Source organism: Novosphingobium aquiterrae (assembly GCF_042434435.1).
Taxonomy (GTDB): Bacteria; Pseudomonadota; Alphaproteobacteria; order Sphingomonadales; family Sphingomonadaceae; genus Novosphingobium; species Novosphingobium aquiterrae.
This window is the reverse complement of record NZ_JBHLTL010000011.1, coordinates 347,783-361,262: the sequence shown is the minus strand read 5'-3', so window position 1 is coordinate 361,262 and position 13,480 is coordinate 347,783. Positions and strand designations below refer to the sequence as shown.

Annotated in this window: 12 protein-coding genes; 1 reads left to right on the top strand and 11 read right to left on the bottom strand. The window is 62.4% G+C overall.

The window, feature by feature from the left end:
- Nucleotides 1-8 precede the first annotated feature (8 nt).
- The 8 genes from ACFFF7_RS15250 to ACFFF7_RS15215 all read right to left on the bottom strand — a co-directional run bounded on the left by ACFFF7_RS15250 (nucleotide 9) and on the right by ACFFF7_RS15215 (nucleotide 9,428).
- Entirely contained in the window at nucleotides 9-947 is a 939-nt protein-coding gene (locus ACFFF7_RS15250) for an ArdC family protein (RefSeq protein WP_379482200.1), read from the bottom strand.
- Nucleotides 948-1,114: 167 nt separating this feature from the next.
- Nucleotides 1,115-1,390 (bottom strand): HU family DNA-binding protein, encoded by a 276-nt coding sequence (locus tag ACFFF7_RS15245; RefSeq protein ID WP_084276778.1) that lies wholly within the window; start codon nucleotides 1,388-1,390, stop codon nucleotides 1,115-1,117.
- Between the two features lie 172 nt (nucleotides 1,391-1,562).
- Nucleotides 1,563-3,572 (bottom strand): ParB/RepB/Spo0J family partition protein, encoded by a 2,010-nt coding sequence (locus ACFFF7_RS15240; RefSeq protein WP_379482199.1) that lies wholly within the window; start codon nucleotides 3,570-3,572, stop codon nucleotides 1,563-1,565.
- 445 nt (nucleotides 3,573-4,017) lie between these two features.
- Nucleotides 4,018-5,547: a DHA2 family efflux MFS transporter permease subunit gene (locus ACFFF7_RS15235; RefSeq protein ID WP_379482198.1), complete on the bottom strand. Its 1,530-nt coding sequence runs from the start codon at nucleotides 5,545-5,547 to the stop codon at nucleotides 4,018-4,020.
- A gap of 6 nt (nucleotides 5,548-5,553) precedes the next feature.
- On the bottom strand, nucleotides 5,554-6,699 hold the full coding sequence (locus tag ACFFF7_RS15230) for an EmrA/EmrK family multidrug efflux transporter periplasmic adaptor subunit (protein ID WP_379482197.1): 1,146 nt from the start codon (nucleotides 6,697-6,699) through the stop codon (nucleotides 5,554-5,556).
- A complete protein-coding gene (locus ACFFF7_RS15225; RefSeq protein ID WP_379482196.1) occupies nucleotides 6,696-8,147 on the bottom strand; it encodes an efflux transporter outer membrane subunit in 1,452 nt (483 codons plus the stop codon). Before ACFFF7_RS15225 ends, ACFFF7_RS15230 begins: the two co-directional genes overlap by 4 nt.
- Entirely contained in the window at nucleotides 8,137-8,550 is a 414-nt protein-coding gene (locus ACFFF7_RS15220) for a hotdog fold thioesterase (protein ID WP_084276773.1), read from the bottom strand. The genes ACFFF7_RS15225 and ACFFF7_RS15220 overlap by 11 nt, the downstream gene beginning before the upstream one ends.
- Nucleotides 8,547-9,428 (bottom strand): alpha/beta fold hydrolase, encoded by an 882-nt coding sequence (locus tag ACFFF7_RS15215; RefSeq protein WP_379482195.1) that lies wholly within the window; start codon nucleotides 9,426-9,428, stop codon nucleotides 8,547-8,549. Before ACFFF7_RS15215 ends, ACFFF7_RS15220 begins: the two co-directional genes overlap by 4 nt.
- Nucleotides 9,429-9,502: 74 nt before the next feature.
- On the opposite strand from ACFFF7_RS15215, the gene ACFFF7_RS15210 reads away from it, so the two are divergent.
- Nucleotides 9,503-9,955, top strand: a complete 453-nt coding sequence (locus ACFFF7_RS15210; RefSeq protein WP_379482194.1) for a MarR family winged helix-turn-helix transcriptional regulator — start codon at nucleotides 9,503-9,505, stop codon at nucleotides 9,953-9,955.
- Nucleotides 9,956-10,005: 50 nt separating this feature from the next.
- On the opposite strand, the gene ACFFF7_RS15205 is transcribed toward ACFFF7_RS15210, so the two are convergent.
- From ACFFF7_RS15205 to ACFFF7_RS15195, 3 genes are all read right to left on the bottom strand, one after another.
- Nucleotides 10,006-10,791: an NUDIX hydrolase gene (locus ACFFF7_RS15205; protein WP_379482193.1), complete on the bottom strand. Its 786-nt coding sequence runs from the start codon at nucleotides 10,789-10,791 to the stop codon at nucleotides 10,006-10,008.
- A 113-nt stretch (nucleotides 10,792-10,904) separates the two neighbouring features.
- Nucleotides 10,905-11,864 carry an alpha/beta fold hydrolase gene (locus ACFFF7_RS15200; RefSeq protein ID WP_254894906.1) on the bottom strand — a complete coding sequence of 320 codons (960 nt, stop codon included), beginning with the start codon at nucleotides 11,862-11,864 and terminating at the stop codon, nucleotides 10,905-10,907.
- A gap of 17 nt (nucleotides 11,865-11,881) precedes the next feature.
- Nucleotides 11,882-13,474 carry a flavin-containing monooxygenase gene (locus ACFFF7_RS15195; protein ID WP_379482192.1) on the bottom strand — a complete coding sequence of 531 codons (1,593 nt, stop codon included), beginning with the start codon at nucleotides 13,472-13,474 and terminating at the stop codon, nucleotides 11,882-11,884.
- Nucleotides 13,475-13,480: the final 6 nt, after the last annotated feature.

The window sequence follows — 13,480 nt, the reverse complement described above, 5'->3', positions numbered from 1 at the left end:
CTCCTCCTTCAGGCTGCGAGTGCGATGTCGTCGGGCTCGGCCGCGTCGTCCGCCAGAGCGCGCCCGCCGAGCTTCAGCAGCAGGCTTGAGGCTTCCTCTGCCTTGGCGGCGGCGGTAAGGATCGCGCGGTCGTCATCGCGCAGCAGCTTCAGCCAATGTTCGATATAGCTCGCGTGGCTATCGAGGTGCGTGACCGGCAGCCCGAGCTCGGCCCCAAGCATCGCGCTCGAAAGCTCAGCGACGAGTTCTTCGGCTGCATAGGCCGCCGTGCCGAAGCGGTTCTTGAGGTCGCGGTTCAGGCGGCTGGAATGGCCGGTCCAGTGCGACAGCTCATGGGCAAGCGTCGCATAGTAGTGGTCGAAGCCGGCGAACAGGTGCTCAGGCGGCATCGTGACCCGGTCAGGGGTTGGTTCGTAATAGGCTTCACCGCCCTGGTGGCGAAGGTTAACCGGGATTCTTGCAAAGAACGCGTCGAGTTCCGCCTCGCGGCCTTCAGGCTCGACCAAATCGAGCGCGGCAGCTGGATGGAACCGCTCGGGCAGTCCCTCGACCTGGTCGGCATTGAACACCGGATAGGCCTTCAGCACCCGGCGCGCTTCGTCCGACTTCTCGCCGGTGTTAGGGGCCTCCACCTCCTTGGTGTAGCTCTTGTAAAAGATCGCGATGGTCGACTTCTCGTGCCTGCGGACCTGCGCCCCAAGGCTCTTGGCCTGGTTGTAGGTCATCCAGTAGGGCGAAGCGTAGCCGCACATGTCCGCGACCATCCAAAGCCAGAACACGTTCATGCCGCGATAGGGAATCCCGCAAGCGCGCAAGGGTCGTGACACCGGAACCCCGCGCCAGGGCTGGATCCACGGCTTGGTCCCGGCGTCGAGGCGGGTTATGATTTCCTGGGTAATGCGGGTCGCGGGCGAAAGTCCGCCCTGCGAAGACTTGCGATAGGCCATGAGGGGTCTCCTGATCCGGACGACTGACCAATCGGGCGGCACAACCGCCGGTCAGGTCCACTCAGGCTCAGGCCCCCTCCCCTCTCTGAGATCGGCGCTTGGATTGAAATGTCAGCGCCGGACGGGCCTGCGGCACCGGAAAACCGGCGACGCAGGGCCGAGACAGATCAGCCGTTAAGGCGATCCTTCACCGCCTTGGCGGGCGCAAACGCCAGCTTCTTCGAAGCAGCAATCTTGATGGTCGCGCCGGTCGAGGGGTTGCGGCCTTCACGCTCGGCGCTGGCCTTGACCTTGAACTTGCCAAAACCATTGATCGCGATCTCGTCGCCGCTCGCGGCGGCATCGGCAATCGCGGCAAAAACGCCGTCGACGACCTTGCGGGCGTCGGCCTTGGTCAGGCCATTTGCTTCGGCAATCTTCTCGGCGAGGTCAGCATTGTTCATGTGAAGTGGTTCCTTCGTTTAACGGAGCGCGCTCGGTAGGAGCGTTTGGCAGCGCAAACCAAGGCAAATCCGCGCTTTTCCACATGAATAGGGAAAACAAAGGAAGCGGCCCCCCAGCGCAAAGCCAAGGGACCGCTTCTGGTGTACGAGTGGTCTGCCTGTCAGGAGGAGGTCAGGCAGCCAGCTCGCGGGGGGTCTGATCGTCGTCGTTGGCGCCTCCGGCGGCCACGGCGTCCTCGGTCGGCTCGGTGAGCTGCGGCTCGAGCCTTTCGGCCTCGACCGGCGCAGCACCGGCAAAGCGCATGACCTCCGGCACCCAGGCCAGCGCGCGGTCGCGCACCTCGACCTCGGTGATGTAAGTCCCGGCAAAGACACGCTCGGCGCTCATCGCCAGGTCACCCTTCTTGACCGAGGCGAACCGGCTTGCGAGGCCCGGACCGCCGACGGCGGACAGAGCGTCAAGGATCACCGCCTTCGAGACGCGGTCGAAGTAGTTCGCCGCGGTCGGGCGCCACCACGCCGCCATATCAATCCCGATCTGACTGCCGAGATGGTCGTGGAACTCGATCCGGCGTTCGCCTGCCATGTTGAGACTGGCTTCGAGCGAGCGCCCGACGACATGGCCGAGCCAGGCCGCACGGGCTTCGTCGGAAAGCGCACGGAACTGCTCGAACCGCTCTGAAACGCTGGCCCCAGCGCGCCAGTGCTCGTCGAGACCCGACCGGAACTCGGCAAGCGAAGCACTCGCCGCCGCGTCCCTGGCCTCGAACCCAGTGATCGGTCCGGAAGGCACCCCGCCTCGCAAGGTCGTTGCGGCCCGCGCGCGGTAGTCGAGCGTGTCGGCGTCGGCGAGCGTGAAAACCATCAGGTCGAGTGCGAGGGCCGGATCGGATGCAACATGGAGCGCGAGAACGTCGCGGCGCTGCATCGCGAGCTCGTCCACGAGGCGCTTCGACAATGCCGAGCGGCGCGGGCTTTCACTGCCTTCGTCGGTGACCACCTCGATCCCATCGTCATCACCTGCCGGATCGACCTGGCGTTCGCCATAGAACACCGGCTGGAGAACCGGAGTGCCGTCGCGCGAGAGCACCAGGATCATCCCCGCCTCAGCCTTGAGTTGGGGTAAGATTACTGGCGGGCGGGCGCGAATGTCCTGGCATTCGCGTTCGATCGCTGCGATCGCGGCTTCGGCTGCAGCGATCGCTGCCTCGGCGCTGTTCTCGTCCTCCAGAACCGCTGCGTGCTCGTCGTAAGAGGTGTCGAGCTCGTCGAGCCGGGCGAGTTCCGCTTCGGTGAGCGGGGCGGGCTCGGCAGGGAGCCGAACCAGGCCTTCGACGAGGTCGTGGCTTGCGTAGGGATCGAGGGTCGGCTTGACCCAGGCAAGCCCCTGCTCGGCAGCGAGCGCCTCTGCCTGTTCTGCCATCTTCGCGGCAGCGAGCTCTTCGAGAAGCGCGACATCGGCCCAGGCTTCACTGTCCTCGTCATCGAAAAGTTCGCGCTCGATCCGGCCGCCAGCAGCGAGATAGGCATCGCGCCCGACGAGCCGTGCGCGCGGGTCAATGCCTCGCACGGTGCCCGTGAGAACCATGCGGCGGATCGAGTCGGGATTGGGAGCATAGTAGGCCGAAGAAATCTGCTCGAAGACCCGCGCCTGGATCTCCTGGTCCGAGGTTGCGCCATAGGCCTTGGCCATGTCGAGCGTGATCTCACCCGAGGCCAGCGCCGCGAAGACAACCGGTGCCAGTCTGGCAAGGCGCAAACGGCCCTCGACGAAGCGGACGGTAAGACCGAAGCGGCGGGCGACATCCTCGACCGAGGCCCCCCCATCGATCAGCGCAACAAAGGCCTGGGCTTCGTCGGCGGGATTCATCGCCAAGCGGTGGAAGTTCTCGGCAAGGCTTGTCTCGATCGCACCCTCGGCGGTGTCCTCGAGAACCAGGCAAGTCACCTCGTGGTCTTTGGACAGTACCTTGTCCTCTGCCAGCGCCAGCATGGCCTTGCGGCGGCGTTCGCCGGCCTCGACCTCGAATTTGCCCTTGGTGCCGGGGCGAACGATGAGGTTCTGCAACAGGCCGCGCGCGGCGATGCTCGCCTTGAGCTCGGCGTCGGCTGCGGGATCGGCATGGCGACGGACATTTCGGGGGGACTGAACGAGCTTGTTCAGCGGGATCGTCTTGATCATGGGACATACTCCTGAATGCGAGCCCGGCGCATCGACCATCGACGCCCAATGGCTCAATCAGGTCAAAGCTCCCTCCCCTCTTATTTGCGATGATGTGTCCGCAAGCCCACCAGGCGTCCAGGTTCTCGACGCGCTACAAAGTGGCAACTGGCAGCAATGCGCCCCGCACGCTGCCGAAACGCGGGTTCGATCCACTTAGGTTTCACCAAGAAAATCAAACTCTCAATTTGTTGTTCTGTTCCTTTTGTCAGATATCCATCGCTTATGTCCAAGCGGATGCGGACGGATGCCTCGCTAAGCTTCCGGTCATAAAAGCTGCTGCCTACGAACTGCCCATGCGCTTACCGCCCAAAACCGTGCCTCGTTAGAAACATTGACTTACGGCGGTCATCTTTGCCAAAGTTGTGTCGGGGCAGAAGATGTCCGTGCGGTATGCCTCACCGGGTCAATGCCCCATCGACATGCCTCCGCTTCGCTTAGGACGCGGTGCCAGCCAGATCAGGGCCGCAGCGATGAGCAAGATCGCGGATGTCGTCCAGAAGATATGGATTACAGACAGTGTCGTGGCCTCCGCCTCGACCATATTGCTGAACATTTGAAGCACCGCTTCGGGCGAGAACCCAAGTCCGGAAATTGAGCCGCCGGCCGCACCCGGTTCCAAAACCGCGACGATATCGCTGCGCGCAGCACGTTGGGTGTCGCCCCAGTAGGTCAGTGAAACCGAAGTGGCGAAAGCCGTTGCGATCGTGCGCATGAAGCTTTGGAGACCGGCGGCAGATGCAACCTCATCTTCGTCCACGGTGCTGAGCGTCAGGTTGATGATTGGCAGCATGAAGAACGTCATGCCCAGCCCCAGGAAAAATTGCGGTAGGGTCAGCGTCCAGAAACCGCTGTCACTTGTCCAAAACGTCCGAGTCAGCCCAATAACAGCCAGCCAAACGATTCCAGCGGAAACTAGAGCACGAGGATCGGAGCGCGCCATCAGCATTACGACAATCGGCGCGGTCAATAGCCCGCCGATAGCTGTGAATGACGACGAGAAGCCCGCCTGTGTTGCGGTATAGCCAAGCCAGGCCTGTTGCCATTGGGGGATGATCACGAAGCCGGCAAAATAGGCGCCGAAGCCAATCGCGAGGACAGCAAGGCTGATGCTCAGCCCTCGGTGTCGCAAGACGCGCAGGTCGACCACCGGATGATCCTCGGTGAGTTCCCAGACGACAAAGATGAGAAACGCGATAGCCGACGTGATCGCCAGGGCGACGATCAGTGGATCGCTGAACCAGTCATGGTTGCGGCCAATGTCGAGGATGATCTGCAGACAGCCGACCCAAACCACCAGCAGGACGAGCCCGATAATATCGATCGGAAGCACCTGACGGTCGGTTTCGACCCGGCGAAGCAGAACAGCGCCAGCGAAAGCCGCCAAGACAGCGATGGGCACGTTGATGAGGAATATCCAGTGCCACGACCAGTTGTCGGTCAGCCAGCCTCCGATGATCGGTCCAAGCGCAGGGCCGAGGAGCAGGGTCATCGCCCACATTCCCATCGCAATGTTCTGCTGTTCAGGTGGAAAGACCCGCAACAACAAAGTTTGCGACATCGGCATCAGAAAGGCACCGAAGATGCCTTGGCCAATGCGGCAAATGACAAGCATTTCGATTGAAACCGACAGCCCACAGAGCAACGAGAACAATCCGAAACCGGCCATGCTGAACAGGAAGGTCCGGACCGACCCGAACCTACCCGCGATCCATCCGGTCAAGGGTACGCAGATCGCTTCCGCAACCGCGTAAGAGGTAATTACCCATGCGCCCTGCTCCAAAGTGACGCCGAGCCCGCCAGCGATGCTCGGAATCGACACGTTGGCAATCGTCAGGTCGAGGATCACCATGAAGTTCGCAAAGGCCAGCGTCAGCCCGGCGATGAGCCGAAGCGAAGGCGGAAAACCTGCCGAAGCCTGTGCAGCACCGTTCATCTGCGCTCAGTTACCCGACACGTCGATTTCGACGTCCATTGACAAGCCGACCCGCAGGGGGTGCCGCTTCAAATCGGCTGGATCGATCTCGATCCGAACTGGCAGTCGTTGAACAACCTTAATCCAGTTGCCGGTCGCATTCTGCGCCGGAATCACCGCCATCGACGAGCCGGTGCCACCGGAAAAGCCGGCAACCCTGCCGTGGTAGGTCACGCTCGATCCATAGATGGCAGCGGTCAACGTCACGGGCATGCCAAGGCGCACCCGGTGTAACTGCCCTTCCTTGAAATTGGCGTCGACATAGACATTGGCCAGCGGGACAATTGTCATGATCGTCTGGCCCGGGTTGAGGCGCTGCCCGACCTGGACCTGCAAGCGACTGACTACGCCGTCGATTGGCGCACGGATTTCGGTCCGGTCGAGATCGAGCTGCGCAGCATCGCGCTTGGCCATTGCGGCCAGGACGGCAGGATCGGTACCTTCGCTCAGTCCGCGCACCAGCGCATCGTTGGCGGCAAACTGGCCTTGGGTCGCACGCCTCGACGATCCGGCTTGCGCAATCACGCCGCGTGCGGCGTCAAGTGCGGCGAGCGTGGTTGCGTAAGCCTTGCGAGCCTGGGTCACTTCCTCGCCCGAGACGGCTCCGCTGGCTGCAACGGTTTCTCTGCGGCGTAGATCGATCTTTGCCTTTTCATGTTCGGCCAATGCCATTCGGTATTGCGCTAACGCCTGCACCAGGCCCGCACTCGATGTATCGACTTGCGCAGCCAGCGCTGTGTTGTTGGCAAGAGTCTGGCGAAAGCGGCGGCGAGCTGCCGCCAAATCCGCGTCTGCCTGCGCCAGAACAATTCGAGCGTCAGCCTGGTCGAGCCTGACGAGCACGTCACCAGCTTTGACCAGCTGGGTTTCCTTGACCAGAACCTCGACTGCGGGAGCGGCAATCAGCGGTGTCACCTGCGCCATTTGCGCATTCACATAGGCGTTGTCGGTGCTGACATAGTTGCGTGCGACCAGCACATACCAGATGCCCCAGCCCAGCGCGATCAGTGCCAGCACCACGGCAAGTCGCCGTAGCCACAGCTTGCGTGCGGCCTTTCTCGCGTCCGACAGGGCAGGATCGACGGGAGGGGTTTCGCTCGTAGCTTCGTTCATGATCCTGCCGGTTCCTTGGATGTCTTGGCCTCTGTTCCGAAGCCGCCGCCAAGCGCCCGGATCAACGCCAGGGTCGCTCCGCGCTCGTATATTTCGAGGTCTACCACCGCGAGTTGCAGCTCATGCAAACCGGCTTGGCTGTTAAGCACGTCAAGATAGCTCGCCAGCCCCGCCTCGTAGCGCGTTCGCAACAACGCCTGTGCATCTTCGTTTGCTGACAGCGCAGAGCGGGCTGCGGCAAGCCGTTTGTCGGCGGCGTCGCGCTGGGTGACCGCATCAGCGACTTGCTGGTAGGCGCTGATCACCGTCTGGTTATAGACGGCGACAGCCTCGTCATATCCGGCCTGGGCGCTGCCATATTGCGCTTGCAAGGCACCGCCCTGGAAGATCGGCAGGCTGATCGCCGGTCCAACGGACCCGAATTGTGAAGACGTATCGATCAGATTGCCAAGGCCGATCGCCTGCAGACCAATCAATGCGCGCAGGTTTATCGACGGGAAGAACCCGGCGCGCGCTACCTTGACCCGGCTCGAAGCCGCTTCGACCCGTTCGCGGGCTGCAACAATGTCCGGACGCCTGCCAAGCAGTTCGGTGGTTACGCCTTTGGGAAGACCCGCAGGAGTCGAAGGAATCGGTAGTGGACGCGTGATCGCCAGGCCGCGATCCGGTCCCGCGCCAACAAGCGCGGCCAGCTGATTGCGCCGCAGCCGGATGCTCTCATCGGCCGCGGCCAGATTGCCTTCAGCGCGCGCGACTTCGGCATCGGCCCGGCGCAGGCTGACGCGGTTGTCGAGCCCGTTGCGCTCGCGCTGTCCAATTAGATCGCGGGTGGCGCGGCGATTGGCCAGGAGCGCCTCGTCCATATCTCGCTCGCTGTAGTAACGCCCAAGCTCGGCATAGGCGGCGGTGATCGCAACCGAAAGGACAAGCCGTGCCTGGGCCGCGTCGACCACGGCCGCGCGTGCTTCTGAAGTTGCAGCGGCATGGGCGGCGCGATTGCGCCCCCACAAATCGGGATCGAAGCCGAAAGTCAGCGAGACTTGACCGTAATCCTTCCAGCCATCGGGGAGGAACTCGGCGGGAATACCCGTGTTACCGCTCTGCCGCCGGACACCGGCCTCGCCGTCCACACCGATGGCGGGCAGCCGGCCCGCGCCGACACGCTGTGCTTCGGCCTCGGCGCGTTTGATCCGGGCCATGGCCACGGCGACCTGCGGGGAGTTCGCCAGCCCTTCCTCGATCAGCGCCGTAAGTTGCGGATCGCCGGCAAGCCGCCACCACTGATCTGGCGGCCAGACACTGTCACCCCGCGCGGCAAGGGTCTGCGCCGATCCGATGCTATCGGCGGTCTGCATCACCGGCCTTATGCCGGTTTTTGGCACCGGAACGCAGGCAGCGAGCGCCAGGATCGCCGAGGCCGCCAGCAGCAGTCGGCGGTTAGGCGACATAGGCCCCCCTGCCGCTGGCGAGCAACCGCCCATCCGGGTCCTCGATCCGGGTCTCGGCGACGCTTAACTGCTTGCCGAGCTTGACCACTCTGCCGATCGCACGGAGCGGACCCGCGGTCGCCGGGCGGTGAAAATCGACGCGCATGTCGGCGGTGGCGCGTGCCGAGCCGCCCAGTGCATTGATCGCATAGAGTCCGGTAAGATCGATCAGGGCGGAGAGGATACCGCCGTGCGCCGATCCGATCATCGGGTTGGAGACGATTTCATCCCGCCACGGCATCTCGAGGATCAACTCGTCAGCGGTCACTGCGACAATATCCAGCCCGAGCCAGCGATGGAACGGGGCGACGAGCAGCAATTCACGCAAGGCCTCCAGTTGTGGAAACGATGGCTTGTCGGTCATTCTCCCCCCTTTCGAGCATGGGTGCGGATCAGGAAATCCACGACTGTTTCGCCAAAGAGGTCGTTTTGATCGCCAACGACCATATGCGTTGCATCTGCAATATTGCTGTATTCTGCATGGGGAACCAGTTCGCGGAAATGGGCCACGGCCTCCGGCGAGACGAGATCGCTTGATCCACCGCGGACAAGATGAACAGGAAGGGTCAGCCTTCGCGCAGCTTCGCTGAGTTCTACCTTGCCATAGCCACGATCCTCGCTTTGATCTTCGTCCTGGCGCATGACTCCAGTCACAAACGCAGGGTCCCAGTGCCAGTAATAGCGACCATCCGCCTTTTGCCGCAGGTAACGCGCCAGGCCGGGCGAAGCACGGCGGCTTGGACGATTGGGAATATATTCGGAAATCACGCGCGCCGCTTCGTCAGGTGAGGCGAACCCCTCGCCAGCATGGGCTGCCATAAAGCCTATCACGCGCGCGACACCGCCAGCATCCAATTGCGGGGTAACATCGACCAAAGTTAGCGATGCAAATAGGTTCGGGCCGTGTTCGCCTTCGGCCAAGATCCCCGCAAGGCCGCCCAGCGAAGCACCAACCAGTGCAGGCTTGCGATCCATTGCGCTGGCAATGGCAGCCAAATCGCCAGCAAAGTCGGCCATCGCATATGCCCCGTCTGTGGCCCATGCACTATCGCCATGGCCGCGCAGGTCGAGGGCAATCACCCGAAACCCGTGTTCCGCCAGGAGATTCGCAATACTCTTCCATGACCATCGCGTCTGGCCACCACCGTGCGCCAGCAAGACCGGCATTCCCCCGTCAGGACCTTCGGCGCTGGCTGCGATTCTGTGCCCACAGTGGCCAAAAAGTGTCAGATCAGCAAACATGATTATCTCTTACTGTAATACTTTTTACAGTAAAGACTTTTCATGCATCGCCAGATGCGTTAGCTGTCGTTTCCATGGGAAATTCAGCGCCAGGCAAGGGTTATCTCACCGAGGCAGACGAGCTCGTTTTCTTGCTCGAGGAGGTGCCGCGCAAGCTGCGCAAGCTCTTCGACGCAAGTACAGTCAGATTCGGCCTGTCCCGCACCCAGTGGCGCGCGCTTGGATATATTTACCGGACCCCCGGCCTCACCCAGACCGAACTGGCCAAGCACCTCGAAATGGAACGAGCCAGTGTCGGGCACGTGATCGACCAGCTGGAAAAAGCCGCCTTCGTCGAGCGGCGCTCCGCCGAAGGCAACCGAAGAATCTGGGCGCTTCACCTGCTTCCCAAGGCGATCGAAATTCTTCCTTCGCTGCGCACGGCAGCCGACAGGATCTACGAACGGGTCCTGACCGGGATTTCCGAAGAACAGGCGGACACAGTCAAGGACATGCTCGCGATCATGTCTTCGAACCTAGAAGATTGAAACCGGGCCTCGACGGAACGCGAAGGTCAACACCGCAGGTCTACTCTGAGTCAGGCACCGAGCGTCCTCAGCGGCTGCGAAACGGGACCATAGCCTGCGTCGGGCGGTATCACCAGGACACGCTCGCCATTCTCGATCGAGACCTCGGGTAGCACCGTGACCAGCCTGCGTTTCCGCGCACGCGAAAGGCAATCCTGCGCGCTTTCTGCCTCGGCGAGCAGCTTCAGGTTCATCAAGGTTGGAAAAATGATGGTCCTCTCGCCCACCGCTGCCAATCGGATCGCCTCTGACGGCGAGATCCATTCCGCATCGACAGTCTCGCGCCCATCACACGCCGCCACTTGTCCCGCGGGAGCGCTCATCGCGTAGAACCAGGTGTCAAACCGCTTGGGCATCATGGTCGGGGTAATCCACCGGGCGAAGATAGCCAGTTCGTCCAGCCTGAGGTGGACACCCAACTCGCGAACGACATCGATGAAAGCGACATGACCAGCATCGACCGCGCTTCGGACCGATGCGTCACACGGGTCCTCAAAAGGCGCGCCTTGGGCGGTCTGTGCCAGCAGAATTCCGGTTTCCTCGAACGCCTCGCGGATCGCTCCGATCCGCAAGGTTCGCTGCACCAGATCCAGTTCATCCCATCCAATTGCATGCTCGGCCCAGCGCTCGTCGGTGTCGCCGCCATGCGTCTTTCCCCCGGGGAAAACCAGGGCGCCCGACGCAAAATCTATCTGGTGGTGGCGCTTGACCATCAGCACCTGGAATTCGGGCTTATCGCGGACCAGAAGCACCGTCGCTGCGGGTTTCGGGTCGGGGATCTGAGGTGCGTCGGTCATGTCTGTCTCCCTGGCTCTAGCTTCATCAACACTCTTGGTCGCGATCGCAATTCAGTTGATCCCGGACCGGCCCATCCTTCTCGAAGGTATTCTTGCCATCGCCGTAGCTTCGATCAGTCACTTTTGGACCACCCTTCGATTACCGCACGCAAGGCAGCGGTGAAGGCCAAGGGCTGATCGAGCATCAAATGATGTCGGGCTTCGGGAACCGCGATGATGGGGATGTCCACCCCGCCCAGTTCACGCACGTACTGGCATGAATCCCGCGTAAATAGCTGGCTCTTTTCGCCATGGATAATCGCCTTCCGACCGGGTGCAGCGACCAGGCGAGGGCCAATCTCAAGCCACAAGCGTTGTGAATTGTCGCGCTTGAACACTGCCGGTGAGAACTTCCAGGTCCAGTTGGTCCCTTCGCGGCGCAGCGCATGATAGGCCATGTAATCCATCAGAAACGGTTCCGCCACCGGCTGAGGCGGGGACAGCACATACCGCGCGCGGGCGTTCAGGTAATCGGGATAGCGGCGATGAGGCCGGTTGGGATCGCCGGAGCCAGGGCTGGTACGGCCATCGCTTCTGTACTTTTCCAGTTCCGACGGGCGCAGAACCATCATGTCGCAGATCACCGCCCCGCCAAAAGTGGCCGGGGCGAGTTCGAGAGCCTCCAGCGCCACTGCCGAGCCGAAACTGTGGGTCACCACGATGGGTTTGCGGGCATGGCCGAGAAGGCCCAACGCTTCTGCAAACCCGACCATCTCGCGTCCGCGCGCCGCCATGTCGCAGTCGGGGCGCACGTCACTGTCGCCCATGCCCGAGAGGTCATAGGCGACCACGTGGTAATCGTGGGCGAAAAACGGGGCGACAAAGGCGAAGCAGCGGGCGTGCGAAAGGAAGCCATGAGTCATCAGCACCGGCGGCGCGGCCGGATTGCCCCATCGGAAGTAGTGCATACGCACGCCATCGACGGTTATGAAACCTTCCTCGCGCGGAACAGCCATGGCGTCGATAAACCAGGCTGGCAGGACCGACGGGTCGGGCGCCCATTCCGGCGCAATGTCGGATGTGGCCAAGTTCATCGGTCTTGGTTCCTCGTTCATGCTAGCGTGATGCCGCGGTATCCGTCCGCCGCCACTTCATCGCAGATCATGGCGAAGCCAACGACACTGGGATAATTGAGCAACTGGCGCGGCTTGCCCGGAATGTTGTCGCCCATGTACCAGGACTTTGCCCGGGGAAAGAGCGTCATGGCCCCGATCGCTGCAACGCTCTCGGTCCATTCGCGCTCCGCGGCTATGTCCGCCTCGAAACGCGTGAAGTTGTCTTCGCGCAGCTTCACCAGAAGGTCGCGGACCCAATCGCCTTGGATTTCTGCCGCGGTCGGGCCGTTGGAAAAGCCCGAAGGACTGAGCGGTCCGTAAAGATAGGCCATGTTGGGAAATCCATGTACGGCATAGCCGAGATAGGCGGTCACCTCGTCATGCCAGGCAGTGGTCAGGCTGCGACCGTCCCGCCCCCTGATCTCGATTTGCGTCAGCCCGCCGCGTCCGGCGTCGAAGCCGGTGGCGAACACGATCAGGTCGCATTCGATCAACCTATCGGCGGTTTCGATCCCCTGGGGCACGATCCGCTGAATCGGCGCCTGCGCGAGATCGACCAGCGTGACATTGTCCTGGCCAAAGATCTCGTAATAGTTCCGCTCGAGCGAAGGGCGCTTGGTTCCAAAGGGGTGCGGCGGCTCACTCGGCGCCAGTATCTCGTGCAAGGCTGGATTGGCGATCCGCGCCCTGGTCTTGTCGCGCCAAAAATCGTAGGCGTGACGGTTGGCACGCTCGTCGGTCAGCAGATCGGCGAAATTGGCGTACCAGAAACGCAGACCTCCGGCCTGCCACTGCTGCTCGAACAGACGGTGCCGTTCTTCCTCGTCGACTTCGAGCGCCGAAGCGTCGATTCTGCCTGTATCGAAGCCACCGCCAGTCTGGAGACGGGCGGCAAAGATCGCCGGGTAATCTGCTTTCTCCCGCTCCTGCTGTTCAACAGTCAACGATTCCTGCCGCATCGGCAGCGCGAGAATCGGCGTACGCTGTAGCAAGGTGACCTGAGCCGCTTCTGCTGCGGCTTCCTGCGCCACCTGGACACCGCTGGCTCCGGTGCCGACGATTGCCACCTTACGTCCGGCCATGGACAGCCCTTGCTGCGGCCAGTGGGCCGTGTGGTGCCATTCGCCCGCAAAGGTCTCCAGTCCGGCGATTTCGGGCACATAGGCCTTTGCGGCAAACCCGAGACAGGGCAGCAGAAAGCGCGCAGTGATCGTTTCGCCGCTTCCGGTCGTGACCCGCCACTTGCGCTGTCCTTCATCCCACTCGGCGCCCGCCATGCGGGTCCCCATGGTCATGTGGGGCCAAAGCCCAAACCGGTCACAGACATGGCGGAAATAGCCGCGCAGCTCGCGCCATCCGGGATAGCGTTCGCTCCATGTCCAGTCGCGCCAAAGTTCGGGCAGCGAAAGTTCGTACAGCGGAACCTGCGAATCGACGCGCGCGCCGGGGTAGCAATTCCAGTACCAGATGCCACCCGGCTCTTCGGCCGCGTCGATCAACCTGGCGTCGAAGCCGGCCTCGCGCAGGCGGTGAAGCAGATAGACCCCGCTGAAGCCGGCACCGACGATCAGAGCCTCACAGTCAACCACTGACCC